This is a genomic window from Nocardia sp. NBC_01730, assembly GCF_035920445.1.
Lineage (GTDB): Bacteria > Actinomycetota > Actinomycetes > Mycobacteriales > Mycobacteriaceae > Nocardia.
Window position 1 is genome coordinate 8,221,172 of the sequence record NZ_CP109162.1, and the last position, 23,030, is coordinate 8,244,201.

The 23,030-nt window shown below is 68.7% G+C and carries 23 protein-coding genes and 1 other RNA gene; 12 read left to right on the forward strand and 12 right to left on the reverse strand.

Annotation, left to right across the window (positions count from 1 at the left end; genetic code table 11):
* The first annotated feature begins 99 nt into the window (after positions 1 to 99).
* From OHB12_RS33865 to OHB12_RS33880, 4 genes are all read left to right on the forward strand, one after another.
* Positions 100 to 744 carry a hypothetical protein gene (locus OHB12_RS33865; protein ID WP_327114249.1) on the forward strand — a complete coding sequence of 215 codons (645 nt, stop codon included), beginning with the start codon at positions 100 to 102 and terminating at the stop codon, positions 742 to 744.
* Between the two features lie 72 nt (positions 745 to 816).
* Complete coding sequence (locus tag OHB12_RS33870) at positions 817 to 1,554, forward strand: zinc ribbon domain-containing protein (protein ID WP_327114251.1); 738 nt, start codon at positions 817 to 819, stop codon at positions 1,552 to 1,554.
* Between the two features lie 40 nt (positions 1,555 to 1,594).
* Positions 1,595 to 2,806: a bifunctional RNase H/acid phosphatase gene (locus OHB12_RS33875; RefSeq protein ID WP_327114253.1), complete on the forward strand. Its 1,212-nt coding sequence runs from the start codon at positions 1,595 to 1,597 to the stop codon at positions 2,804 to 2,806.
* A gap of 296 nt (positions 2,807 to 3,102) precedes the next feature.
* Positions 3,103 to 5,574, forward strand: a complete 2,472-nt coding sequence (locus OHB12_RS33880) for an FAD-dependent monooxygenase (RefSeq protein WP_327114255.1) — start codon at positions 3,103 to 3,105, stop codon at positions 5,572 to 5,574.
* A gap of 112 nt (positions 5,575 to 5,686) precedes the next feature.
* On the opposite strand, the gene OHB12_RS33885 is transcribed toward OHB12_RS33880, so the two are convergent.
* The gene (locus tag OHB12_RS33885; RefSeq protein ID WP_327114257.1) at positions 5,687 to 6,511 is read right to left on the reverse strand and encodes a helix-turn-helix domain-containing protein; all 825 of its coding nucleotides are present in this window, start codon (positions 6,509 to 6,511) and stop codon (positions 5,687 to 5,689) included.
* A 253-nt stretch (positions 6,512 to 6,764) separates the two neighbouring features.
* Here OHB12_RS33885 and OHB12_RS33890 point away from each other — a divergent pair, with 253 nt between their 5' ends.
* Together OHB12_RS33890 and OHB12_RS33895 are read left to right on the forward strand one after the other, a co-directional pair.
* The gene (locus tag OHB12_RS33890) at positions 6,765 to 7,253 is read left to right on the forward strand and encodes a GNAT family N-acetyltransferase (RefSeq protein WP_327114259.1); all 489 of its coding nucleotides are present in this window, start codon (positions 6,765 to 6,767) and stop codon (positions 7,251 to 7,253) included.
* 157 nt (positions 7,254 to 7,410) lie between these two features.
* The gene (locus tag OHB12_RS33895; protein ID WP_327114261.1) at positions 7,411 to 7,863 is read left to right on the forward strand and encodes a hypothetical protein; all 453 of its coding nucleotides are present in this window, start codon (positions 7,411 to 7,413) and stop codon (positions 7,861 to 7,863) included.
* A 265-nt stretch (positions 7,864 to 8,128) separates the two neighbouring features.
* On the opposite strand, the gene OHB12_RS33900 is transcribed toward OHB12_RS33895, so the two are convergent.
* The 4 genes from OHB12_RS33900 to OHB12_RS33915 all read right to left on the reverse strand — a co-directional run bounded on the left by OHB12_RS33900 (position 8,129) and on the right by OHB12_RS33915 (position 10,643).
* Entirely contained in the window at positions 8,129 to 8,557 is a 429-nt protein-coding gene (locus tag OHB12_RS33900; RefSeq protein ID WP_327114263.1) for a hypothetical protein, read from the reverse strand.
* A 678-nt stretch (positions 8,558 to 9,235) separates the two neighbouring features.
* Positions 9,236 to 9,697, reverse strand: a complete 462-nt coding sequence (locus OHB12_RS33905; protein ID WP_327114265.1) for a GNAT family N-acetyltransferase — start codon at positions 9,695 to 9,697, stop codon at positions 9,236 to 9,238.
* A gap of 73 nt (positions 9,698 to 9,770) precedes the next feature.
* Positions 9,771 to 9,917 (reverse strand): hypothetical protein, encoded by a 147-nt coding sequence (locus OHB12_RS33910; RefSeq protein WP_327114267.1) that lies wholly within the window; start codon positions 9,915 to 9,917, stop codon positions 9,771 to 9,773.
* A 33-nt stretch (positions 9,918 to 9,950) separates the two neighbouring features.
* Entirely contained in the window at positions 9,951 to 10,643 is a 693-nt protein-coding gene (locus OHB12_RS33915) for a hypothetical protein (protein WP_327114269.1), read from the reverse strand.
* Positions 10,644 to 10,682: 39 nt separating this feature from the next.
* Between OHB12_RS33915 and OHB12_RS33920 the strand changes: the two genes are divergently transcribed.
* Positions 10,683 to 11,312 carry a TetR/AcrR family transcriptional regulator gene (locus OHB12_RS33920; protein WP_327114271.1) on the forward strand — a complete coding sequence of 210 codons (630 nt, stop codon included), beginning with the start codon at positions 10,683 to 10,685 and terminating at the stop codon, positions 11,310 to 11,312.
* Here the strand turns inward: OHB12_RS33920 and OHB12_RS33925 are convergent, their stop codons facing one another.
* Together OHB12_RS33925 and OHB12_RS33930 are read right to left on the reverse strand one after the other, a co-directional pair.
* Positions 11,313 to 11,831 carry a TrmH family RNA methyltransferase gene (locus tag OHB12_RS33925; RefSeq protein ID WP_327114273.1) on the reverse strand — a complete coding sequence of 173 codons (519 nt, stop codon included), beginning with the start codon at positions 11,829 to 11,831 and terminating at the stop codon, positions 11,313 to 11,315.
* A gap of 170 nt (positions 11,832 to 12,001) precedes the next feature.
* Positions 12,002 to 12,889: an alpha/beta hydrolase gene (locus tag OHB12_RS33930; RefSeq protein WP_327114275.1), complete on the reverse strand. Its 888-nt coding sequence runs from the start codon at positions 12,887 to 12,889 to the stop codon at positions 12,002 to 12,004.
* Positions 12,890 to 12,925: 36 nt separating this feature from the next.
* Between OHB12_RS33930 and rnpB the strand changes: the two genes are divergently transcribed.
* Positions 12,926 to 13,341, forward strand: an RNA gene (gene rnpB, locus OHB12_RS33935) — RNase P RNA component class A.
* Positions 13,342 to 13,529: 188 nt separating this feature from the next.
* Here rnpB and OHB12_RS33940 read toward each other — a convergent pair.
* The gene (locus tag OHB12_RS33940; RefSeq protein WP_327114277.1) at positions 13,530 to 13,913 is read right to left on the reverse strand and encodes a hypothetical protein; all 384 of its coding nucleotides are present in this window, start codon (positions 13,911 to 13,913) and stop codon (positions 13,530 to 13,532) included.
* A gap of 431 nt (positions 13,914 to 14,344) precedes the next feature.
* On the opposite strand from OHB12_RS33940, the gene OHB12_RS33945 reads away from it, so the two are divergent.
* Positions 14,345 to 14,677: a hypothetical protein gene (locus OHB12_RS33945; protein ID WP_327114279.1), complete on the forward strand. Its 333-nt coding sequence runs from the start codon at positions 14,345 to 14,347 to the stop codon at positions 14,675 to 14,677.
* Between the two features lie 15 nt (positions 14,678 to 14,692).
* Complete coding sequence (locus tag OHB12_RS33950) at positions 14,693 to 16,144, forward strand: RNB domain-containing ribonuclease (protein WP_327114281.1); 1,452 nt, start codon at positions 14,693 to 14,695, stop codon at positions 16,142 to 16,144.
* A gap of 247 nt (positions 16,145 to 16,391) precedes the next feature.
* On the opposite strand, the gene OHB12_RS33955 is transcribed toward OHB12_RS33950, so the two are convergent.
* The 4 genes from OHB12_RS33955 to panB all read right to left on the reverse strand — a co-directional run bounded on the left by OHB12_RS33955 (position 16,392) and on the right by panB (position 19,789).
* Positions 16,392 to 17,264 (reverse strand): CHAD domain-containing protein, encoded by an 873-nt coding sequence (locus tag OHB12_RS33955; RefSeq protein ID WP_327114283.1) that lies wholly within the window; start codon positions 17,262 to 17,264, stop codon positions 16,392 to 16,394.
* A gap of 2 nt (positions 17,265 to 17,266) precedes the next feature.
* Entirely contained in the window at positions 17,267 to 18,229 is a 963-nt protein-coding gene (pip, locus tag OHB12_RS33960; RefSeq protein WP_327114285.1) for a prolyl aminopeptidase, read from the reverse strand.
* 13 nt (positions 18,230 to 18,242) lie between these two features.
* Positions 18,243 to 18,671 (reverse strand): hypothetical protein, encoded by a 429-nt coding sequence (locus tag OHB12_RS33965; protein ID WP_327114287.1) that lies wholly within the window; start codon positions 18,669 to 18,671, stop codon positions 18,243 to 18,245.
* Between the two features lie 260 nt (positions 18,672 to 18,931).
* Positions 18,932 to 19,789 (reverse strand): 3-methyl-2-oxobutanoate hydroxymethyltransferase, encoded by an 858-nt coding sequence (panB, locus tag OHB12_RS33970; protein ID WP_327121717.1) that lies wholly within the window; start codon positions 19,787 to 19,789, stop codon positions 18,932 to 18,934.
* 188 nt (positions 19,790 to 19,977) lie between these two features.
* Between panB and OHB12_RS33975 the strand changes: the two genes are divergently transcribed.
* Positions 19,978 to 21,507: an alpha/beta hydrolase gene (locus tag OHB12_RS33975; RefSeq protein WP_327121719.1), complete on the forward strand. Its 1,530-nt coding sequence runs from the start codon at positions 19,978 to 19,980 to the stop codon at positions 21,505 to 21,507.
* Between the two features lie 164 nt (positions 21,508 to 21,671).
* Positions 21,672 to 23,012, forward strand: coding sequence for a glutamine synthetase family protein (locus tag OHB12_RS33980; RefSeq protein WP_327114289.1), 1,341 nt, complete (start codon positions 21,672 to 21,674; stop codon positions 23,010 to 23,012).
* Positions 23,013 to 23,030: the final 18 nt, after the last annotated feature.

The following is a 23,030-nucleotide window of genomic DNA, read 5'->3' on the forward strand; positions in this document are numbered from 1 at the left end:
CGAGTGTTGGCGAGGTGCGGTCATGAGTGAGCGTAGCGAGGGAATCATGTCGCGGCGCGCAGTGCGCATGCCGGAGCCGAGCGCCGGCGAGGCGCGGTCATGAGCTTTTCGTTCGATTTCGGGGTCGTGCAGATCGGCCTGATCCTGTTGCTGCTCGTCGGCGTCGCGCTGATCATCTCCGGACTGATCACGGCGCGCCGGGTCGGGATGCGGGCACTGGTCGCCCGCGGCGCGAGCGGGCTCGTGCTGTTGCTGGTCGCGGCGGTGTTGCTGTGGATCGCGACGGTACTGCAGACGTATCTGGGCTTGACCGGGGAGGTCAAGGCGGCGCACGTGGTCGCCAAGGAAGTGGCGGGGCAGGAGCATCAGCTCGACGTCGACCTCACCCTCTACGGCGACGACGACCATCCCGAACAGCGCAAGACCTATCGGGTCGAGGGCGACATGTGGGTGCTACAGGCGGGCATCGTCGAGCTGGAGCCCTGGGTGAACGCCCTCGGCTTCCACTCCGGCTACCAGATCAGCCGCATGTACGGCCAGCGCCTGGACGGTGTGGCGACCACCCAGCATCAGATCTTCCTCAACGACGGCGACCGGGACTTCTTCACCGACATGCGGGCCGGCCGCTGGTGGACCCAGCCGTTCGTGCGCTCCGCCTATGGCAACGCAGTGATCGCGGTACCCGGCGAATACGACGTCTATATCTCCAGAGACGCCATCAAGACTCGCACCGTCGGCGGCTAGCGCGGGGCAACGGGTCCGGCGAGGTACGGTTGAACACCAACCCCATCCACCATGTCCAGGAGTTTGTCCGCGTTGAATGTCGAACCCCCGATCCAGGCCGAGCTGCTGCAGCTCGCCGCCGTCGACGCCGAGCTGACGCGGATCGCGCACCGTCGCACCGTGCTACCCGAGCAGCAGGAGGTGGCTCGGCTGGAGGCCGAGCGCAACGCGCACAAGGACGCCGCGGTGGCCGTGGAGATCGTGTTGGACGACCTCGATCGCGACATCCGCAAGTTGGAGGGCGAGGTCGAGGCGGTGCGCAAACGCGAGGACCGCGACAAGGGGATGCTCACCGCGGGCTCGGTGAACGCCAAACAACTGACGGAGATCCAGCACGAGCTGGGTAGCCTGGAGCGCCGCCGCTCGGTGCTGGAGGACGAACTGCTCGAGGTCATGGAGCGCCGCGAGGCTTCGGCCGCCGACCATGAGCACGCGGGCGCCAGGCTGAGCAAGACCGATGAGGATCTGGCCGCTGCGCAGCGGCAGCGTGACGAGGCGCTCGCGGATCTGGATGTGGCGCAGGGCCGCTGCGACACCGACCGATCCGGTCTGGTCGCGCGGTTCCCGGCCGAATTGCTCGCGATCTACGACCGCCAGCGCGAGCAGCACGGTGCCGGCGCGGCCCTGTTGCAGGCCCGCCGCTGCGGTGCGTGCCGCATCGAACTCGACCGCGGCGAGATCGCGCGGATCGCCAAGACCGCGCGCGACGTGGTCGTGCGCTGCCCGGAGTGCGGCGCGATCTTGGTCCGGACCAAGGAATCGGGGCTGTGAGCGGGCAGCTGTCCGGCTCGGACGCTCGCGCGAAGCGGGGATGACGGTGACATATTCCGAGGTGATCGTCGAAGCCGACGGCGGCTCGCGCGGCAATCCGGGACCGGCCGGGTACGGCGCCGTGGTCTACGACGCGGAGCACGTCCGGGTGCTGGCCGAACGGCGGGAGTTCATCGGCGTCGCCACCAACAACGTCGCCGAGTACCGCGGCCTGATCGCCGGATTGGAGGCGGCGGCGGAACTCGGCGCCGAATCCGTCACGGTGCGGATGGATTCCAAGCTGGTCGTCGAGCAGATGTCCGGCCGCTGGAAGGTCAAGCACGCGTCCATGATTCCGCTCGCCGACCGCGCGCGCAGGCTGGTCGCCGGTTTCGCGCGGGTGAGCTTCACCTGGATTCCGCGCGAGCGGAACGCGCACGCCGACCGGTTGGCGAACGAGGCGATGGACGACGCCACCCTGGTGGACGAGGTCCGTTCGGCGGCTTCGCGTGAGCAGCGGGCACCGGCGACGGGACCCGCCGATCCGGCCGTCGCCACCGACGACGAGCGCGAGCTGCCGAGTTGGATCGACGAGGTCAGGGACGCGGACGCCGTGTCGGCGAAGGCCGCGCAGCCCGGCCCCGGCTGGACCGGAGCCACCGGCCGCCCCACTCGTCTGCTTCTGCTGCGCCACGGCCAGACCGAGCTGTCGCTGCAGCGGCGCTACTCCGGTCGCGGCAACCCTCCGCTCACCGCCCTCGGCCGCGAGCAGGCCGCCCGCGCCGCGAAAATGCTGGCCGCCAAAGGTGATATCGCGGCCGTGGTCAGCTCCCCGCTCGGCCGCGCCAGGGAGACCGCCGACGCCGCGGCCACCGCGCTGGGCGTGCCGGTCACGGTGTTCGACGGCCTGATCGAGACCGACTTCGGTTCCTGGGAGGGTTTGACCTTCCTGGAGGCCGCGCAGCACGACCCGGAACTGCACGCCCGCTGGATCGGCGATCCCGCGATCGCCGCGCCAGGCGGCGAGAGCTTCGATCAGGTCCGGGAGCGGGTGGACGCGGTCCGTCGCGATCTGGTCGGGTTGTATCCCGGCGCGAACGTGGTGGTGGTGAGCCACGTGACCCCGATCAAGACGCTGCTGCAACTGGCGCTCGGCGTCGGCCCGTCGCTGCTGTACCGGCTGCATCTGGATCTGGCGTCGCTGTCGATGGCGGAGTTCTATCCCGATGGTGGAGCATCGGTGCGTCTGGTGAACGACACGTCCTATCTCTGATGCGATGCTGAACACCGTGTGGGAACCGCGAACTATGGCTTACTTCAACATATTTGCGTTTCACATTTGTGCGATGCGGTGAATCTCGCATCAACTCCGCCGTGCCCGCCTCAGAGCGGTAGGCTTCCGGACGGTCAGGCACAGGTGGCCCCCTGCTTGCTTGGTCGGGGAAGACCCAGTGTCCTTGATCAGTACTGCTCAGGGGGACGGTGGTTCATTGGCAGCAACGCCCGAACGCCCGCGTTGCGGCAGGAAGCACCTGTGCCGTCGAATAGTTTGATGAGAGTGCAGGTTCGATGAGCAGTCCGATCAAGGTTGTCGTTCTCGGAGCGGGGATCGGAGGACTCACTACGGCGGCCGCGCTGCGCCACGCGGGTTTCGGCGTCGAACTCTACGAGGCCGCCCCCGAGCTGCGCGCCCACGGTTTCGGTCTTTCGATGCAGGCCAACGGAATCAACGCGCTGCGCAGCCTCGGACTCGGCATCGAGGAGGAACTGCTCCAACGCGGCGGACGGGTGGAGACCTTCCGCTTCTGCCATCCCGACGGCAGCCCGATCCGGGTGCTCCCGGTGCACCGGCTCGACGCCCAGCTCGGCGCGCCCGCAGTGGCGCTGCACCGCGCCGACCTGCACGATGTGTTGCTGCGCGCGATCGGCGACACGCCGACTTTTATCGACGCGCAAGCTATCCGGTTCGTCGACCGCGGCGAGCGCGTGCGCGTCGAGTTCGCCGACGGCCGTATCGCCGAGGGCGACTTGCTCGTCGGCGCCGACGGCATCCACTCCACGGTGCGCGCCCAGCTGCACGGCCGCTCCGAGCCGAGGTCGGGCAACTTCGTGTGCTGGCGGGCTTGCATTCCCTTCGAGCACCCCAATGTGGTGCGCGGCCTCTCGGCGCACTTCTGGGGCACCGGAATGCGTTTCGGCATCCATGACATCGGCCACGGCCGGGTGTACTGGTGGGGCACCCAGACCATGTCCGCCGACGAGGCCGCGAATTGGCGAGGTGGCAAGGGAGATCTGCTTCGCCTCTACGCCGACTGGGCACCGGAGGTGCGTGCCTGCATCGAGCAGACCGACGAATCCGCGATTCTCGCCGTGCCGGCCGAGGACCGTCCGCCGCTGGCACAGTGGGGCCGCGGCCGGGCGACCCTGCTCGGCGACGCCGCGCACCCGATGTTGCCCGGCCTCGGCCAGGGCGCCAACGCCGCCATCGAGGACGCGGTGGTGCTGGCCGGCGTGCTGCGGAGTTCGCTGGATCCTGTTGCGGGCCTGCGTCGTTACGAACGTCTGCGGGCCGAGCGGACCGGCATGCTCGTCAACGGATCCGCCTCGCTCGCCAAGATCGAGCAGACCACCAACCCGCGCCTGGTGCAGGTGCGCGACGCCTACTTCCGGCACGCCCCCACCGATTTCTTCCTGCGCGAGCTCGCCAAACCGATGTCGTTCCCGCCGCTGAACGGTCCGACCGCCCGGCTGCCACGCCCGCTGTCGCCGGTCGAGCGCTGGCACTGGATCGCCGATCAGCTGGCGCCGCTGCACATCCTGTCGCGTGTGCGGATCCGCGGGCACGTCGACGCCGAGCAGATCCGGGCGGGACTGGACGACGTCCAGCGCCGACATCCGCTGCTGCGGGTCGCGGTGGCCGCCGAACCCGACGGCACCGCACCGCGTTTTGTGCCTATCCAGGTGCCCATTCCACTGCGCGTGATCGAATCCGAGGACACCACGACATGGTTGACCGAGGTCGACGAGGTCGAGCTGCGTGAGCCGTTCGACTGGCGCGCCGGGCCGCTGGGCAGGGCCGTGCTGATCAAAGACGCGGACGGCACCAACGAGCTGATCGTCACCCTGCACTGCGCCGTCGCCGACGGCGAGAGCGCGCTGACCGTGGCCAAGCAGGTGCTCCAGGCGGCCGCGGGGGAAGCGAGCGAGGTCCCGCCCGCCCCGGTGCGGCCGGGTCCGGAAGACCTCTTCCCGCCGCGCTTCCAGGGAACCGGCGGCGCCCTGCGCACCGCGGGTTCCTTCTTGCGCGACCAGAGGTCGCAGCTGCGCAGGCCGCGCAGGCTGGAGCCCACTTCGCTGGCGCCGCCCGCGCAACGGCGCAGCCGGGTGGTGCATCGCAGCCTCGACGTCGACCGGCTGGACGGGCTTGCCGCAGGCTGTGCGCGCCACGTCGTTGGCCTGCAGGCCGCGCTCTCGGCGGCGCTGCTGATGGCGGCGGCCAGGGAGGCAGGCACCGACAAGGAGACCTGGTACACCGTCGGCAGCTCGGTCAACTTCCGCGGCCACCTCGACGGCGCCGCCGCCGACACCGAGGTGGGCACCTATCAGGGGATGATCGCGACCCCGGCGAAATACGCGCCGTGGGCCTCGCTCTGGGAGATCGCCGCGGAGATCGAGCGCGAGTACGGCGCGCGGATCGGCCGCCGCGATCATCTGTCCGCGCTGAACCTGCTGAAGGTGGCCGCGCCGAAGTCGGTGGCCGCCAGTGCGTCCACGGTCGAGCTCATGGACACCCGCGGCCCCGGGCATCTCGGTATGACCTACCTCGGCGATTACCCCTTCCCCGACAAGATCGGTTCCTGGTGGCTGGAAGGAGCCCAGTTCGTCTCGGGCATGTCGGTGAGCGGATTCATCATGGCCACCGCCAACGCGACCCACAATGAGTTGTCCTTCAATATCGGCTATGTCGAGCCTGCGGTGTCCCGCGACCGCGCCGAACGTCTCGCCGACGAGAGTGTGCGCGCCCTGCTGTCGGCAGGCTGACCGCGTAAACATCGATATCGTCGATCTGGGTGCGGTGCTCGAGGCGGAACTGGTCGGGCGCCTGACCCGCCTGAGGTTGCCGCCCGCGCAGCCGTGCGGTTTCGCGGGACTGTCACGAATTCGCTGCTGCCGCGAGGTTGCGCAGCGCGGTCGCGGTGAATTGGTCCAGAGGGTAGAACAATTCGATGGCCAGTTCGGACAGCGTGACGTCGGCCGGTGCGCCGAACGTGGCCATCGTGCTGAACATCGACAGCTCGCCCGCGGGAGTGCGGATCCGGATCGGCACCTCGAACGGACTCGTTCGGGTGCCCGTCTGCTCCGAATCGTCGGCGATCCGCGGCGGATCCGGATAGCGGGACACCTCGTCGTACAGCGCCGCCAGCTCGGGATCGCCGCTCGCGGTGACCTGCCTGGCCAGCCGCTCCACGAACAGCTCGCGCACCTGGGCGAGGTTGGCCAGCCGGGCGGAGAGCCCCTCCGGATGCAGCACCAGCCGGTACACGTTCGGCCGTGGTGCCAGCACGTGGTCGGGAACGCCGTGCATCAGCACGCCCATCGCCGCGTTCCCGGTCACCACGTTCCACACCCGATCGACCACCACCGCCGGGTACGGCTCATGTGCGGCCAGCATGGTGTCCAGCGCGGCGCGGACCGACGTGAGATGTGCGTCGTCCAGGCTGCTCTCCCGATACGCCGGCGCGTAGCCCGCGGCCATCAGCAGCGTATTGCGCTCGCGCAGCGGCACCTCCAGCGTCTCGCACAGTCGTAACACCATCGCTCGGCTCGGCTTGGCGCGCCCGGTCTCCACATACGACAGGTGCCGCGCCGAGGTGTCGGCCGCCAGCGCCAGATCGAGCTGGCTCAGCCTGCGTCGCTGCCGCCACTCGCGCAGCAGACTGCCCGCTCTGGACTCCGTTCGCACCGGTGTATGTGCCACCTGACCAGCTAATCACCCGCCGTGCCGCGCAGCCATGACCTCAGAGGTTATTGAGACGCTCACCTCGAGTCAGCAGGGTTGGTCCAGGGAGCCGAGTGGGCCCCGACAGGATCGACCACAGGAGTGGACATGAGCATCTCGACCCGGGCCACCCGACAGATCGCCGCCTGGGCGGCCGGTGCGGCGCTCGCCGCACGGATGCCCGTCTCAAACCCTTTGCGCACGACAGTGCCGGGAGTGTAGAGAATTCCGGGTGGATGCCTCGACATTCGAGATCAGGCTGCTCATCCCCGACGAGTGGGCGGTGTTCCGGCGGGTCCGGCTCAGGGCGCTGGCCGACGCGCCGCAATTCTTCGGTTCGACCCTGGCCGATGCACAGGCCCGCACCGAGCGTGACTGGCGGCGCGCGCTGTCGGACCGGGCGCAGTTTCTGGCCGGTTCCGCAGGGGTCGAGCTGGGCACCGTCGCGGGCATGCCAGACCTGAATCGCGGTGGTGTGCACTTGATTTCGATGTGGGTGGCGCCCGAGGCACGCGGCACCGGGGTGTCGGATCTGCTTGTGCGCGCGGTGATCGAATGGGCCGCGCGCGGCGGTCATCGCGTGGTCCGTTTGGAGGTCGTCGAAGGGAACACGTTCGCCGAGCAGTTGTATCGACGCAATGGCTTCGCGCTGACCGGGGTCAGCGGACCCTTCGCACCAGGCGATCCACGACGGGAACATGTGCTGGAATTGCGCTTCTGAGCTTCGGTTTGTCCGCGCGGTCGCCGGGTAACCGGGCCTCGACAGGGGCGTGACGAGCGGTTCTCTCGTCCAACACCCTCGGTCCGTCGGTGCCGCGCTCGATCGACACCATCAGGACATCCGCCCGGCACTGCGCCGCCGAGGACAGGAGACAGTGATGAACGAACATAAATCCCCCGGTCCGGAAACCGACGGCTTCCAGGAGATCGCAGGCGCCGCGCGCGGCGAGGCGGCCGAGACCGAGCACCTGGCCGAGGACGCGGCCGTCGAGGCGCGGCACGCGGCCGAACGCAAAGCCGCCGACGTGCGCCGCCGGGCCGCGGAGGCGACACGGGAGGCGGAGGAGAAAGTGGCCGCCGCGCGACAGGCGGGTCGGAGCCAGGAGGCCACCCAAAAGGCGGCCGAGTCCATTCGTCGGGCGGCCGAGCGCGCCGAACTGACGGAGGCGAACACCGCCGCCGCCGGCGAGCGTGGGGCGGCCGGAGTCCCCGAACCCGTCGCCCGGCAGGGCCGCACGCTGCTGGAATTGTTCCGCAACCAACCCATGCTCGCCGCCGCACCCGCCGCGGTCATCGCATTCGTTGTCTGGCGAGCCCTCCGCGGACGGTAGTCGACCAGGCAGCTTCTGCACAACGTGGGCCGCCGGTAGCTCGAGCACGAAGCTATGGGTCAGCGTCGGTTCTGGCCCAGTTGTTTGTGATGCGTCGCGCTCACCGACTCAGGGGGCGACGCATTACGCGTCCGCGCACCCGAGGTGGTCACCGCAAGTCGGTCGCTGTCGTCGCCGCGGGTGTCGAGAATCGTCCGATTCCGAACGCTCGGCGGCCAGGCGGAAGTCTCAGTGTCGCAACGGGTATGGTGCAGTCACCAACGGGTTATCGACTCGCGGTACGTATCCCGAGGTAGTTGATGATGCTCGGTACAGGGTCCGCAAGATCGTCCACTCGCAAATACCGCAACGCTGCCGCTCGGTGGATATGTTCTGTGGCGTCCGTCAACGGGGGATTGGGTTGTCCGTCGATAACGCGTATCCCGGCACCGGACACGTGCTCGATGTTGAATACATGTGAATCGCCGAGGTCGACGCGCGGCCCCGGAGGCCAGTCCGCGATGACGATTCCCCGTGTACCAGGTTGCCGAAACGCGTCACGCAGATGATTCCGCTGGAGCACCGTCGTGAACCGTCGCCCCCAGGCGATCTCGGTGATGCTGTGCGGGAACCCAGCTTCGAACGGGAACGGCATCTGCTCTGCCTCGACGTCGTATCCCCGCCGACGCAACTCGTACGCGGTCGCCACGGCCACACAGTTGTTACTCCGTCGCGGATCGTCCGGGTCGAAACGCGGACTCACCCTGGTCAGGGTGTCGTCGATCGCTCGGTTGATCCGATCGGATCGCGGTGGTCGCGGCTGGAACCACCTGGAGCCGCCCTCTCGGCGGGATGAGTTGCCAGTTGTTCGCCATGGTTCCACGCCATGCCCCGCATATACGGCTGACTGTGCTCCTCCGCGGCGGTCCATGTCGCACAGCTCGTCCACCGTCCTCCGCAGCTGCTCACCCGTCTGACGCATCACCCCGGCGAGAGCCGGCGTCTCACGGTCGACAACTGCGCGGGTGAGGTCGTCGGCAGCGCGCCGAAAAGCCATGGCCACCCCACTGTTCACCTGCATATCTACCAAACCCGTCTTCGATCAAAGAACCAACTGGTCTCTTTTGTTCTCGGGAGACGTCCCGTGCGTTAACGGCGATGCCGCGCGGTTGGTGGTTGTGGGTCGTGTCAGCCGTCGATCTCGACGGTGATCGTGATGTGTAGGTGATGCCGAGCACTCCTCGGTGCGCGTGGTCAGCGACCGCGCAGTCGACGTCGGCCTTCGCGTGCAACGCGGCCACGCGGTTCCCAGCCGGCCGTTGCCGCTACGGCGTCCGCCGCGGTCGTTCTTCGGCGAGTACTCCGCAGGCAGTGACCGAACCTGGCCCGCGCATCAGACGGCGCGGCGATAAACCTGCCGCGAACCGCCGTCCGGTCCGCTGTCCGCCGCTTCGGCGGGTGCGAAGCCCAGGCTTTCGTAAAACGCCCGTGCACCACTGGCTACCGCACCGGGATGGTCGGCTCCGAAGGTGATCACCTCGAGTGTTCCGGGACCGCGTACGAACCGGCGTATCGCGTCCGCCGTCAACGCCCGGCCGATGCCGTACCCGCGTATCTGCTTCGCGACTACCAGCCAGTGCACGGTGTAAAAGGTTGCGTGCGCGCCGAACAGCAGGCCGCCGAGGATCTCCGCCCCTGCCGACACCGCGACGAGCGCTGTGCCCAGCCCGATGTGTCGTGTCACCGCGGAACAAAATCCGGCATCGTCGACCATCGGCCCGAACCAGTGCTCGACCTGCGCCGCCAGCTCGAGAAATTCGGCGAAGTCCTCGTCCCGCGCGGGTCTGATGATCATCCGCGTTATCTTGGCAGCAGGAGCCGCCGCCGTCGACACAGGATGGCGCTAGTCGGCGGCTGGTCGGAGCGACTTATCGAGCTTGGTGCGGAAGCGGCCGAAACACGTCGTCGGTCGACGCGAGCCAGGCCAGCGCCGTATCGATGTGCTCCTGCTCGAGTCGGTCGAGGGGCGCTATTGCGTCCACGATCTCGGCGACGGCAGCGGTCGCGGCATTCATGGCACCGGACGATAGCGCCGGGCACCGACAGGATCAGCCGTCGAGAACGACTGGCCTGAGCGGTGCGGGAAGTCGCACCAGCGTGATCCCGTATGTCGCAATCCACACCACCCACAGCAACCAGCTGACCAGACCGAGCAAGCTGAGCGGGGAGACATGGTCGATCACGAGCGGCCCCAGCGTGGCCCAGGCGAATTGGCCCGTGGCGGCGGTCAGTCCGAGAACGGCGTGCCAGCGACGGATGAGGTCGGTGCGCCATCCGCCGAGGGAGAACCCGAGCATAGCGACGGCCAGGAACGTGCCGTTGAGGCTGAACAGTGCGTTGTGCATGGCCCAGAGCCCCGCGGCGCCGCCGGTGCTGTCCGACAGCGCGAGGCGGGTGGCGGCAATGCCGACGAAGGTGCTGTTCTGCAACAGCAGTCCCGCGAAGCCGACCAGTGACCAGGCCGAACCGAGCGACCGCTCGCGCGGCCACAACGTGGCGACCACGGCGGCACCGAATACGACGACGCATGCCCACGCCGCGGGCAGGAACATCGACGACAACCCGACCAGACCCGCCTTGTCCGTGAAGAAGGCGTCCACGTCGGCGACGTCGGCGCCGACCGGTGGCATACCCGTGGGCTCGAGGATCAGGTTCGCGCCGACGATCACGAGTGCGAAGCCGAGGCCCGCCGAGCCGCCGATTCGGGTGAATGTCCAGGCGCATTTAATTTTGTCTATCATATATTTAATATAGGTAGTGGAAACCGAAAGAGGAACCCTGTGACTGCGAAACCGGCTCGGCGCCGTTACGACTCGCTACGCCGTACCGCCCAGGCCCAGCAGACCAGCGCGGAGATCGCCCGTGCCGCCCGAGAGGTGTTCCTCGCCAAGGGCTGGGCGGCGGCGACAGTGCGTGACGTGGCACAAGCCGCGGGCGTCTCGGTGCCGACGGTCTACGCGGCCTACGGCAACAAGACCGGCCTGACGAGGGCACTGGCCGACGCGGCCGACCTGTCCGCCGACCTGCCTCTGCTGCTCGCGGACCTGGAGGTCGCCCCTGATCCGCGACGGCAGCTGGCCGCCATGGCCGCTTATGACCGCAGGCTGTTCGAGCGGGCGGGCGACGTGATCGTGCTGCTGCGTGAGGCAGGGCGAACCGAGCCGGAACTGGCGGAGGCGTACCGCGAGGGCCGCCACCGCGGCGACGACGCCCACCGGCACGTGCTGTCCGCCTGGCCGGAGGGCACGCTGCGGCGCGGCATCGACGTGCCGACGGCCATCGACATCTACGCGGCGATCTGCAACATCGACGTCTACCTCGACCTCACCGTCGAGCGCGGATGGCCGCCCCAGCGGGTCGCGGACTGGTGGGCCGCCGTCCTCGCGCGTGAGTTGCTGCGTGAGCGGTGATCAGCACAGCCCGGCCAGCTTGTAGAGCACCAGCGAGCCCGCGACCGCCACGTTGAGGCTGTGCCCGGTGCCGACCATCGGGATCTCGACCGCCACGTCGAGCAACTCGAGCCCTTCCGGCGGGATTCCGCTGGTCTCATGTCCGAGCACGATGACGGTGCGCCGCCGGGCGACGGGCAGGTCGGCCAGGCGGATGGATTCGTCGGTGAGTTCCACGCCGACGATCGCCGAACCACCGTCGCGCTGGCGCCTGAGCCACCGCTCGACCCGTCCTTCGACCCAGTGCACGCACTGCCGGTGCCGCAACGTGTTGCCCTGCGCGAGCGCGTCGGGCACCCAGGGGCGCCGCGGCACCGCCATGCACGCGCCGACGGCGTCGCAGGTGCGCAGCAGCGTCCCCAGGTTGACGCCGTGCTTGGGCCACAGCGGTGCGATCAGCAGATGGTTCCAGCAGCCGTGGCCGCGCCTGCGGCGCTGTCCGCGCAGTTCCGTGCGGGTCCTGACCCGCACGGAACTCATAGTGGAACGGGAAATGCCTTCCCGTGGGAGAGAACGATTTTCATCGAGACGATGCTTCGCGGCGCATCGGGGCCATCACCGAGGGCGGACTGCCCGGGATACGAACTGTCATCCACGATACGGCACCGAGCGCGCGACCCGACCGCCCGGCCGGGTCGCGTCGCGAGATCTCATGGCCGCAGTATCGACACCAAGAACTCGGTTTGGTCGTACACGGCCTTCTCGAAAACGTCGTCGAAGTAGATGTCGAAATGCCCGGCCGGATAGCGCTTCACGATCGCGTGCTTGGTGCGGTCGGCGGCCTGCATTGCCGATTTCACCGGTGTGAGGGAGTCGTTGTCGCACAGCGCGTACATGACCGGCATCTTCAGTGCCTTCGCACGTCGGCCCGGCGCGTCGAACAGCATGGAGATCGCCACGCGCGCAGCCACTTTCGGCTCGTAGGTCTCGCTCTCCTCAGCCAGCCTGCGGTTGCCGTCCGGCACGTCGGGTGCGCTCATCAGCGCCGCCGCCCACTTGCGGCCTGCCAGCCGGATGCCGATGGGCTTGCGGCGGATCGGGCCGATCAGTAGATCGGTCGCGGCGATGGTGGCGACCTTGACCAGGCTGATCGGTCCCTTCACCAGCGCCGAAGCCAAGCCGCTGGTGAACGGCACCTGCGCGACCACAGCCGCGATGTAGGCGTCGTCCGGCGCGACCGACAGCACGTGCCCGCCGCCGAAAGAGGTGCCCCACAACGCGATTCGGGTCGCATCGATGCCGCGCAGGGTGCGCGCGAACGCGATGGCGGCATGCCAGTCCGCGCGCTGGCGCGCGATGTTCACCACCTGGCGCGGCGTGCCCTGGCTGGCACCGAAATGCCGATAGTCGAACACCAGAACCGCGATGCCCGCGGCGGCGAAGCGCCGCGCGTAGCGGTCGAGTCCCATTTCCCGATTGGCCCCCAGGCCGTGTCCCATCACCACGAGTGGGCGGGGTTTGGGTGCTCCGTCCGGGCGATAAAGCCACGCGGCGCACTGCTCGCTTCCGGACGGGAAGCCGACCTCGACACGTTCCATGGCCAGTAACCGTACCTAGTATCCTGTTACCGCGGACGAGTTGGTCGGGCGACCGCGTCGCCGGGAACGGGCACAGGTGTGCCGCTGCCCGGAGCCGAGGAAAGTCCGGACTCCACAGAGCAGGGCGGTTGCTAACGGCAACCCGGGGTGACCCGCGGGAAAGTGCCACAGAAAACAGACCGCCCATGGCCTTTCGGGGCCGTGCGGTGAGGGTGAAACGGTGCGGTAAGAGCGCACCAGCGCCCCGGGTGACCGGGGCGGCTAGGTAAACCCCGCCCGGAGCAAGGTCGAAGGTCGCACCGCTCGCGGTGCGGTTGCGCAGGCGTTCGAGGGTTGCTCGCCCGAGCCTGCGGGTGGACCGCTCGAGGCACCCGGTGACGGTGTGTCCAGATGGATGGTCGCCACCCGGTGCGAACCGGGTACAGGATCCGGCTTAGAGACCGACTCGTCCGCCCCGACGTCGGCGAAACGTCAGGGACCCGCCGAGCGGGTGCCCGGTCGTAACACGGGCGGCGGATACCGATTCGGGTGCGCCGCCGCCGAACTCGACGCGCCGCGTGTCCGTGCTGGTTCCTGCCATCGCCATCGCCATCGCCATGATCACGATCTGAAGTATCTGCCGCTGCGGAGGTAATTCAGCTCAGCACATCAGCTTGGCCATGTGGTAGATCGCCTCGGCCTCCTCCGAACTGGGTTCGGTGCTGCCCCCGGCTCGTTTGGTGATGTTTTCGACGACTTCATCTTCGGACTTACCCGCCTTGATGTCCTTGCACCCCTCGGACAAGATACTCGCGATCTTCGCATCGTCTTTGCCTTCGGCGAGCTTCGGGAACGCGCCGCGGAAGTTGACGACGAAAACGCCGGCCTGCACGCCGTTGAAGGCCTGGGCCTCGCCGCCCTGCGCCGAGGGCGCGCCGGAGGTGGTCGACGGGGAGCCACTGCTTGCTTCGTCATTCCCGCAGCCCGCGAGGAGTAGGGCGAAGAGGGTGGCGCTGGCCGCGAGAGCGGCGGTAGTTCTTCTCACATAGCGGGATGTTAGCGGCCTGGAACCAAGGCCGCCTCCCGTCGGGTGAACGGGAGGCGACGCTGGGAGAGAAGAATCACGCGGTCATACCGGGTTGACCATAAAGACCTGAGCCCAGTACGCGGCCTGCTCGGGGCCGAGGAGAGGCAAAAGGTAGTCGAACAGAATCGATGACATAGGTGAAGGGCTCCCAATTGTCGACATACAGGACATTTCGAAATGTGCGGGCGCACGAGACACCCGTCACGGCGGGCCACGTTAGCAGCGCGGGCGCGGTCATGTCGCCGCTCGAAGTTTCCGCCATGTCGATTCGTGTGGAGCTGGCCTTCATCGTGATCGACGTCATAAAGTAGTCGCCGTTGGCACGGCCTGTTGCGGGGCAGCAACGGGCCATTCGTACTCCGATCGCGGGAAAGCAGGTCTCAACTCATATGCGAGTAGTTCGCTCATTGGTCGCCGGTGCATTGGTCGCCGGGGCCGCATCGGTTTTCGCCGTGCTCGGCACCGGTTCCGCCAGCGCGGTCGCGGTGACTCCGCTGGGGGGTGGGGTCCAAGTGGACCTCAGCCCCGCGGACACGGCGTGGGTATCTCAGAACCATTTCGGCCAGACGATCGCCGGCCTGCCGCATCCCTCGGCGGCCTCGTTCGGTGAGGCGCTCGACGCGGCGGCCCAGGTGTCGTCCTCGGTCCCCGGTGGCCGGGTCACCTTCACCGTCTACGGGCCCGTTGATCAGTTGAACGGCACCATGCTGGCGCTGCAGTAGGACCGGCGCTCCAGCGTGGAACTCCACCAGCGGATCGTGTCGGCGCCGGTCGATTTCGGCGCCATCCGTTCCGAATTCGGCTTGGCCTCGGCGTATCCCGCCGAGGCCACCGCCGAGGCTCGCGATGCGATCGACGCGTTCGCGGGTGACCGGGTCGATCGCACGGACATCCCGTTCGTGACGATCGACCCGCCCGGGGCTTTGGATCTGGACCAGGCCCTATATCTCGAACGCACCCCCACCGGCTTCATCGTGCATTACGCCATCGCCGACGTCGGTGCCGTGATCACCCCCGACGGCGCGCTCGCCGAGGAGTCCGGCGCCAGGGGGCAGACGTTCTATCTCCCCGACAACTCCGTGCCGCTGCATCCGCCGGTGCTGGCGGAAGGGTCCGCGAGCCTGCTGCCGGGGCAGACCCGCCCTGTGGCGCTGTGGACCATCGAACTCGACGAACAGGCCGAACCACGGAGTTTCTCGGTGGTGCGGGCCCTGGTGCGCTCCCGCGCCCGGCTCGACTACACCGGGGTGCAGGACGACGCCGCCGCCGGTCGGCTGCATCCCTCGATCGCGGCCCTGCCGGAATTCGGCACGCGGCGCATCGAGGCGGGGCTGATGCGCGGCGCGATCGGGCTGCGGTTGCCGGCGCAAACCGTCGTTCGGGACGAGTGCGCCGACGGGCACTGGCGGCTGGTGGTGGAACCGCGTACCCCCGCCGACGACTGGAACGAGCAGGTCTCGCTGCTGACCGGCATCTGCGCGGCGCGGATCATGCTGGACAGTGGCGCGCGGGCCGAGCAGCGGGTCGCGCTGCTGCGCACCATGCCGCCACCGGCCGAATCGGCGATCGATTCCATCCGGCGCACCGCGCACGCGCTCGGTGTGACCTGGCCCGCGCGGGAGCCGGTCGGTCGGATGCTGGCGCGGCTGGACCTGAACACACCGGCGGCGCTGGTGCTGATGTCCGAGGCGACCAGCCTGCTGCGCGGCGCGTCCTACACCGTGGTCGACGGCGCCGCGGGGGAGCCGCCCGCGCCGGAGGCGGTGCGGCACAGCGGTATCGGCGCACCCTACGCGCATGTCACCGCCCCGCTGCGGCGGCTGTCGGATCGGTTCGCGACGGAGATCTGCCTGGCCAGGTGCGCCGGAAACGAGGTGCCGCGGTGGGTACGTGACGGGCTGACGAGTACGGCCGACGCCATGCGCCGTAGCGACGGCGTCGCGGGCAAACTGGAGCGTGCCTGCATCGATCTGACCGAGGCGACCTTGCTGACGCAGCGGGTCGGCGCGGAGTTCGACGCCGTGGTGGTGCGTGAGGGCAACGGCAATCGGCCCGCCGAGATCTTCATCGCCGACCCTCCGGTGCTCGGGTCGTGCGTGGGCGAGCCGCCGGAAGGGGCGGCGGTGCGGGTGCGGCTGACATCGGCGGACCCGAGGGGACGGAAGGTGACGTTCGCGTTCCCGGCGTGAATCCGCGCGTCCAGCAGTCAGTCGGGCGTCCGGCAGTGCCGGGTGTCGGCTGTCGCTGTCTGTCCGACAGAAGCCGTTGCGTCGCACTACTCTCGATGGCGCGAGTGACGCACCGTAAGCGCGCGTGGCGACCGCGCGAACCGGCTGACCCTGCGGACCGTCGGGGGCGGCGCGCCTTCGCATGGCACTGGATCGCGGAGTACCGGCCGCCGTGCGTCGCGGGCTCGACGAGCTACCTGGCGTCGAGCTATCCGAACAGCGCTGCGGCCGTGGTCGGGTAGCGGCTCAGCTCGCGACCGGCCGCCGCGTCCTCGGCGGCCGCGAGGATCTCGTATATGGCCGCGTGCTCGCCCGCCGCGGCGGCGTCGGCCGCCCTGCCGAGGATCGCCTCGTGTGATTCCACCGCGTCACGGTGGTCTCCGAGCACCGTCTGCAGCTTCTTCGCGTGCCTGCCGAGATCGGCGGCGTCCTCGCCGACGGTCTGCTCGGCCGCTTCGCACGAGTAGCGCAAACGCTTGGCGCTCTTGCGAACATCGTGCAGCAGCTCGATCCGCTCGGTGGCGGTGACCGTGGGTTCGGCGCGAACGAGGGACCCGACCCGGTCGAGGTCGCGTCGCAGCACCTCCCCGAAAAAGTCCGCGGCGTGCGCCGCGGCGCGGGAGCGGCGCAGCGGGGGATCGGTGCGCCACTCGGAGAGCTCGGCCCGCAGATCGCGGTAGCGCCCGCTGTCCAACGCCTTCAGGACCACGTCGTGCGCCGCTCGGTAGCGGTGCCGCTCGGCGTTCACCAGCCGGGCGGTGACGGCGTCGAGGTCGGCGCGCGAGGTCTGCCCGGCATGGTCGGCCAGCAGCGTCTCGAAGCGGTCGGCGCGCACCTCCGCGTCGCGGGCCTCCCCGAGCAATCCGGCGAGCCATTTGAGTTCCGCGCCCATCGCGGCGACTGGTTTCCTGCCGAACAGCCTGCGATAGGACCGCAGCACACTGCGCAGCCTGCGGGTGGCCACCCGCATCTGGTGCACCGAATCCGGTGTGTCGGAACGGACCTCGGGTTCGGCGGCCAGCAGCCGGTCGACGTCGTCACCCAGTGCGGTGACGAACGCGCTCCCGGCCGTGGTCGCCATGTTTAACCCGCCTTCGCGAATCGGTCGGTCGCTTCGACCAGGTGATGTGTGATACCGGGCTCGTTGGCCGTGTGCCCTGCGTCGTCGACGATGCGCAGTTCGGAACCGGGCCACGCCCGATGCAGGTCCCACGCGCTGACCGCCGGGCAGACGATGTCGTGGCGGCCATGCACGATCACGGCGGGTATGTGCGCGATGGCGCCGATATCGCGCAGCAACTGTCCCTCGTCGAGGAAGCCACCGTGGCGGAAGTAGTGGTTCTCGATCCTGGCGAAGGCCAGCGCGAATCTGGGCTGGGCCATTTCGGCGACCCGATCCGGTTGCGGTAGCAGCGAACTTGTGGCGCCCTCCCAGGTGGACCAGGCGACGGCGGCCGCGCTGGCGGCCTCGTCGTCGGCCGAGTGCAGCAGGTGGTGGTAGGCCTCGACCAGATCCTGGTCGCGTTCGGCCTCGGGCACCGGCGCGAGGAACTTCGCCCACTCCTCGGGGTAGACGTAACCCGCGGCGCCGTTGTAGTACCAGTCGATTTCCTTGCGGCGCACCAGGAATATGCCGCGCAGCACGAGCTCGGTCACCCGTTCGGGATGCCGCTGTGCATAGGCCAGCGCGAGCGTCGAACCCCACGAGCCGCCGAACACCTGCCAGCGCTCGACGCCGAGTTGCTCGCGCAGCGCCTCGACGTCGGCGATCAGGTGCTGGGTGGTGTTGTGCTCCAGACTCGCGCCGTCGGCGACGTGCGGGGTGGAGCGACCGCAGCCACGCTGGTCGAACAGCACGATCCGGTAGGCGTCCGGGTCGAAGAACTGCCGATGGAACGGCGCGGTGGCACTGCCGGGACCGCCGTGCAGGAACACCACCGGCTTGCCGTCCGGATTCCCGCTGACCTCCCAGTACAGCGACTGGCCTTCGCCGACGGCGAGCATGCCGGAGTCGTGGGGTTCGATCTCGGGGTAGCGGGTGCGCATTCGGTCTTCTCGATCAGAACGCCAGACCGGAGGCCAGGTCCGGGATCCCCAGGGCGTCTATGGCCTGCTGACGCACATCAGGGCAGCTCTTGATGGCGGCGCGATCGATGATCGCCTTGTCGGCCAGCACCGCGGCGTTGATGGCGCCGTTGCGCAGCGCCCACTCGTGCACGAGCGCGTTCAGCCCGATCTTGCCCAGCGTCCCACCCTGTATCCGCCAATTCGTCAGTTCCGGCCGGAGCATGTCGCACAGCTGAGCCGCGGACGCGTCGCTGACCTCGGGACTGGCCTGCGTGCTGTGGCTGGTGGTCGGGCCCGCTGATGCCGTGGTCGAACTCCCGGTCGGAGCGGGGCTCGACTCGCTGCCACAGGCGGTGAGTGCTGCGGCGCAAACACCCGCGATCAGCAGTGTGCTGCGGGAAATCCAACGGCTGTGCGGCATCGGTACCTCTGCTCGTGTCGGTATTGTCGGCATCGAGTCTGCCATTTTTTCCGCTGACCGGCCCGTGCCCGGTCGGTTTCGCTGGGAATATGCAGCGGAAGTCCGCGCGCCGCTCGTCCGGCAACTCGTCGAGGGAGTCGCCGGTGACCTCGATCCCATCGGTCGTCAGCACCGCGCGGACCCACACCACCAGCGGTTGACGCCAGCGGTGCGACGGGTGCGTGCACCGCTCCGCGGTTATCGCCCGGTCCGACCGTCGTTCAGAAGCTGTGCTCCGGTCCGGGGAAGGTGCCCCGGCGCACCTCGTCGGCGTAAGCGGCCGCGGCGGCGCGCAATTCGTCACCGATGTGGCCGAACCGCTTGACGAACTTGGCGGTCTTGCCGCTGGTGTAGCCCGCCATGTCCTGCCAGACCAGTACCTGCGCGTCGGTGTCGGCGCCCGCGCCGATGCCGATGGTCGGAATGGTCAGCTTGCGGGTGACCTGTCCGGCCAGCTCGGCCGGCACCATCTCCATGACCACGGAGAACGCGCCCGCCTCCTGCACGGCGATGGCGTCGGCGATCAGCTGCTCGGCGGCGTCGCCGCGCCCCTGCACGCGGAAACCGCCCAGGGTGTTCACGCTCTGCGGGGTGAAGCCGACGTGCGCCATGACCGGAATGCCCGCGGAGGTGACCAGCGCGATCTGCTCAGCGACGCGCTCGCCGCCCTCCAGCTTCACCGCGTGCGCCCCGCCCTCCTTCATGAAGCGGGTCGCGGTGGCCAGCGCCTGCTGCGGCGAGGACTCGTAGGTGCCGAACGGCAGGTCGGCCACCACCAGCGCGTGCGGAGCGCCGCGCACCACGCCGCGCACCAGCGGGATCAGTTCGTCGGCGGTGATCGGCACGGTGGTGTCGTAGCCGTACACGACGTTGGCCGCGGAATCGCCGACCAGCAGCACCGGGATGCCTGCCTCTTCGAACAGCCGCGCCGAGGAGTAGTCGTAGGCGGTCAGCATCGCCCAGCGCTCGCCGTCGGCCTTCATCTGCTGCAGGTGGTGCACCCGGGTCTTGCGCACCGCCTTCTCGGTCGCGGTGGACACCGCGCCGTAGGCAGGGGTTTCCGAATCGGATACGGACATCATCGTCCCTTTCGTCTGTGTCGCCTCGGGGCCCGTCCGGGTCCCCGGGTTGTCTGACGAAAACCAGTGTGCCACCCGCCGCCGGGGCGGATTAAGGGCCGTGACCGGTGCAATTGGTCACAGCGCCGCAGAGGTTTGCCCGATGGCGGCGTCGGTGTTTTCCCGATGGCACTATCAAGGGCATGTCGATGGTGCGAAGTGGGCGCGGTGTGCTCGTGGTGGCGGTGCTGGCGTTGGTTGCCGCGGGGTGCGCTGTCACCCGTGACGAGCCGGGTACCGCGATGCCCGCGCCGCCCACCGGGCTGGAGAAGTTCTACGGGCAGACGGTGCGGTGGGGCGGCTGCGCCGGATTCGGCGGAGCGGACGACCGCTTCCCCCCGAACGCGGAGTGCGCGCGGATCGCCGTGCCGGTGGACTACGCGGCGCCGGACGGACCGACTGCGCAGATCGCGGTATCCCGGATCAAAGCGACGGGTGAGCGCCTCGGTTCGCTGCTGATGAACCCGGGCGGCCCAGGGGAGTCCGGCCTGACCATGTCGTTCCTCGGTAACAAGACCCCGCTGGCCGAGCGCTTCGACCGGGTCGGCTTCGACCCGCGCGGCGTCGGCTCCTCGACCCCCGCGATCGTCTGCCAGACCGCCGAGGAGCAGGACGCCGAACGCGCCGAGCCGCAGGAAGACAACTCGCCCGAGGGCATCGCCGACGCGGAGGCCGACAACCGCAGGTACGTGGACCGCTGCCTCGAACGGACCGGCAAGGACTTCCTCGCGCACGTCGGCACCCGCGAGGTGGTACAGGACCTTGATGTCATGCGCGCCGCGCTCGGCGACGCGAAGCTCAGTTACCTCGGCTACTCCTACGGCACCAGGATCGGCTCGGCGTACGCGGAGAAGTTCCCGACGCACGTGCGCGCCCTGGTGCTGGACGGCGCGATCGATTCCTCGCAGGACCCGGTGCAGGAGTCGCTGCGCCAAGCGGCGGGCTTCCAGAAGGTGTTCGACGCCTACGCCGCGGACTGCGTGCGGCAGCCGGACTGCCCGCTCGGCACCGATCCGGCGCAGGCCGTGCAGCGGTTCCGTGAGCTGGTGAACCCGCTGTGGGACAAGCCGGTCGCGACGACCGACCCGCGCGGGCTCAACTACGGCGACGCGCTCACCGGCGTGCGCCAGGCGCTGTACTCCGACGAACTGTGGAAGGTGCTCACACTCGGTCTGTCCGAACTGCGCGAGGGCCGGGGCGACACCCTGCTGTCGCTGGCCGACCTGTACGACGGCCGCCGCGACGACGGCACCTACAGCAACACCAGCGATGCGTTCAACGCCATCCGCTGCATGGACGATCCGCGCATCGGTGACCGCGGCGTCACCGGACAACAGGACACCGAATACCGCAAGGCGGCGCCGTTCTTGGACGACGGGCACGGCACGGGGGCGGCGCCGCTGGAGCTGTGCACCTCGTGGCCGGTGCCCAACACCACTGAACCGCACCGGATCGCGGTGAACGGGCTGCCGAAGACGGTGGTGGTGTCCACGACCGACGATCCGGCGACGCCGTACCAGGCCGGGGTCGACCTGGCCGAGCAGCTGGGCGCCGCGCTCATCACCTACCGGGGCAGTAGGCATACGGTGGCGCTGGCGGGCGGCGTGCCTTGCGTGGACGACGCGGTCGTCGGCTATCTGGTCGACCTGACCGAACCCGCGCCGGGCCTCACCTGCTGAACCCGTCGAGTCCCGGTTCGATCGCTGCTGAACGGTTGACGTCGAGCCGGAAAACCTCACAAAACGGACGATCCGGCTGTGTGAAGTCTTCCGAAAACACCTGCTCGGCATTCTTAAGCGTGTATGTAACACAGATTTAACGCCAGGTGCTTACGCTCGCGGGCATGGATCGCCAGAAGGAATTCGTGCTGCGGACGCTCGAAGAGCGGGACATCCGCTTCGTACGTCTCTGGTTCACCGACGTCTTGGGCTATCTGAAGTCCGTCGCGATCGCTCCCGCCGAGCTGGAAGGCGCGTTCGAGGAGGGGATCGGCTTCGACGGCTCGGCCATCGAGGGCTTCGCACGTGTCTCGGAGGCCGACATGGTCGCCCGGCCGGATCCGTCGACCTTCCAGGTGCTGCCGTGGTCCTCCAGCAAGGGCCACCAGCACTCCGCGCGCATGTTCTGCGACATCACCATGCCCGAGGGCTCGCCGTCCTGGGCCGACCCGCGCCACGTGCTGCGCCGCCAGCTCAACAAGGCGGGTGACGTGGGCTTCAGCTGCTACGTGCACCCCGAGATCGAGTTCTTCCTGCTGAAGAACGGTTCGCATGACGACGCCTCGCCGATTCCCGCCGACTCCGGCGGCTTCTTCGACCAAGCCGTGCACGATGCGGCGCCGAACTTCCGCCGCCACGCCATCGACGCGCTGGAGTCGATGGGCATCTCGGTGGAGTTCAGCCACCACGAGGGCGCACCGGGCCAGCAGGAGATCGACCTGCGCTACGCCGACGCGCTGTCCATGGCCGACAACGTGATGACCTTCCGTTACCTGATCAAGGAAGTGGCGATCGACGAGGGCGTGCGCGCGACGTTCATGCCCAAGCCGTTCGCCCAGTACCCCGGTTCCGCGATGCACACGCACATGAGTCTGTTCGAGGGCGAGTCGAACGCCTTCCACGATCCGGACGACCCGATCAACCTGTCGGCGACGGCGCGGGCGTTCATCGCGGGCATCCTCGAGCACGCGCCGGAGATCAGTGCGATCACCAATCAGTGGGTGAACTCCTACAAGCGCCTCATTCACGGCGGTGAGGCGCCCACCGCGGCCTCGTGGGGCCGATCCAACCGCTCCGCGCTGGTGCGCGTGCCGATGTACACGCCGAACAAGTCGTCCTCGCGCCGTGTCGAGATCCGCAGCCCGGACTCCGCATGCAACCCCTACCTGACCTTCGCGGTGCTGCTCGCGGCAGGTCTGCGTGGCATCGAGAAGGGCTACACGCTTCCGCCGGAGGCGGAGGACGACGTGTGGTCGCTGACCACCGCCGAGCGACGCGCCATGGGCTTCCGTGAGCTGCCCGGCACGCTGGACGAGGCACTGCAGGCGATGGAGCGCTCCGAGCTGGTCGCCGAGACCCTCGGCGAGCACGTGTTCGACTTCTTCCTGCGTAACAAGCGCAGGGAGTGGGCGGACTACCGCAGCCAGGTGACGCCTTTCGAGCTCAAGGAATACCTGGGGTTGTAACCCAACGGATGTCCGGCG

Excerpts from the sequence above, each read along its gene's own strand:
- OHB12_RS33865 (WP_327114249.1), top strand. The coding sequence starts at position 100 with ATGAGCTTTTCGTTCGATTTCGGGGTCGTGCAGATCGGCCTGATCCTG.
- OHB12_RS33875 (WP_327114253.1), top strand. The coding sequence starts at position 1,595 with ATGACGGTGACATATTCCGAGGTGATCGTCGAAGCCGACGGCGGCTCG.
- OHB12_RS33880 (WP_327114255.1), top strand. The coding sequence starts at position 3,103 with ATGAGCAGTCCGATCAAGGTTGTCGTTCTCGGAGCGGGGATCGGAGGA.
- OHB12_RS33895 (WP_327114261.1), top strand. The coding sequence starts at position 7,411 with ATGAACGAACATAAATCCCCCGGTCCGGAAACCGACGGCTTCCAGGAG.
- OHB12_RS33905 (WP_327114265.1), bottom strand. The coding sequence starts at position 9,697 with ATGATCATCAGACCCGCGCGGGACGAGGACTTCGCCGAATTTCTCGAG.
- OHB12_RS33910 (WP_327114267.1), bottom strand. The coding sequence starts at position 9,917 with ATGAATGCCGCGACCGCTGCCGTCGCCGAGATCGTGGACGCAATAGCG.
- OHB12_RS33915 (WP_327114269.1), bottom strand. The coding sequence starts at position 10,643 with ATGATAGACAAAATTAAATGCGCCTGGACATTCACCCGAATCGGCGGC.
- OHB12_RS33925 (WP_327114273.1), bottom strand. The coding sequence starts at position 11,831 with ATGAGTTCCGTGCGGGTCAGGACCCGCACGGAACTGCGCGGACAGCGC.
- OHB12_RS33930 (WP_327114275.1), bottom strand. The coding sequence starts at position 12,889 with ATGGAACGTGTCGAGGTCGGCTTCCCGTCCGGAAGCGAGCAGTGCGCC.
- OHB12_RS33945 (WP_327114279.1), top strand. The coding sequence starts at position 14,345 with ATGCGAGTAGTTCGCTCATTGGTCGCCGGTGCATTGGTCGCCGGGGCC.
- OHB12_RS33955 (WP_327114283.1), bottom strand. The coding sequence starts at position 17,264 with ATGGCGACCACGGCCGGGAGCGCGTTCGTCACCGCACTGGGTGACGAC.
- pip (WP_327114285.1), bottom strand. The coding sequence starts at position 18,229 with ATGCGCACCCGCTACCCCGAGATCGAACCCCACGACTCCGGCATGCTC.
- OHB12_RS33965 (WP_327114287.1), bottom strand. The coding sequence starts at position 18,671 with ATGCCGCACAGCCGTTGGATTTCCCGCAGCACACTGCTGATCGCGGGT.
- panB (WP_327121717.1), bottom strand. The coding sequence starts at position 19,789 with ATGTCCGTATCCGATTCGGAAACCCCTGCCTACGGCGCGGTGTCCACC.
- OHB12_RS33975 (WP_327121719.1), top strand. The coding sequence starts at position 19,978 with ATGGTGCGAAGTGGGCGCGGTGTGCTCGTGGTGGCGGTGCTGGCGTTG.
- OHB12_RS33980 (WP_327114289.1), top strand. The coding sequence starts at position 21,672 with ATGGATCGCCAGAAGGAATTCGTGCTGCGGACGCTCGAAGAGCGGGAC.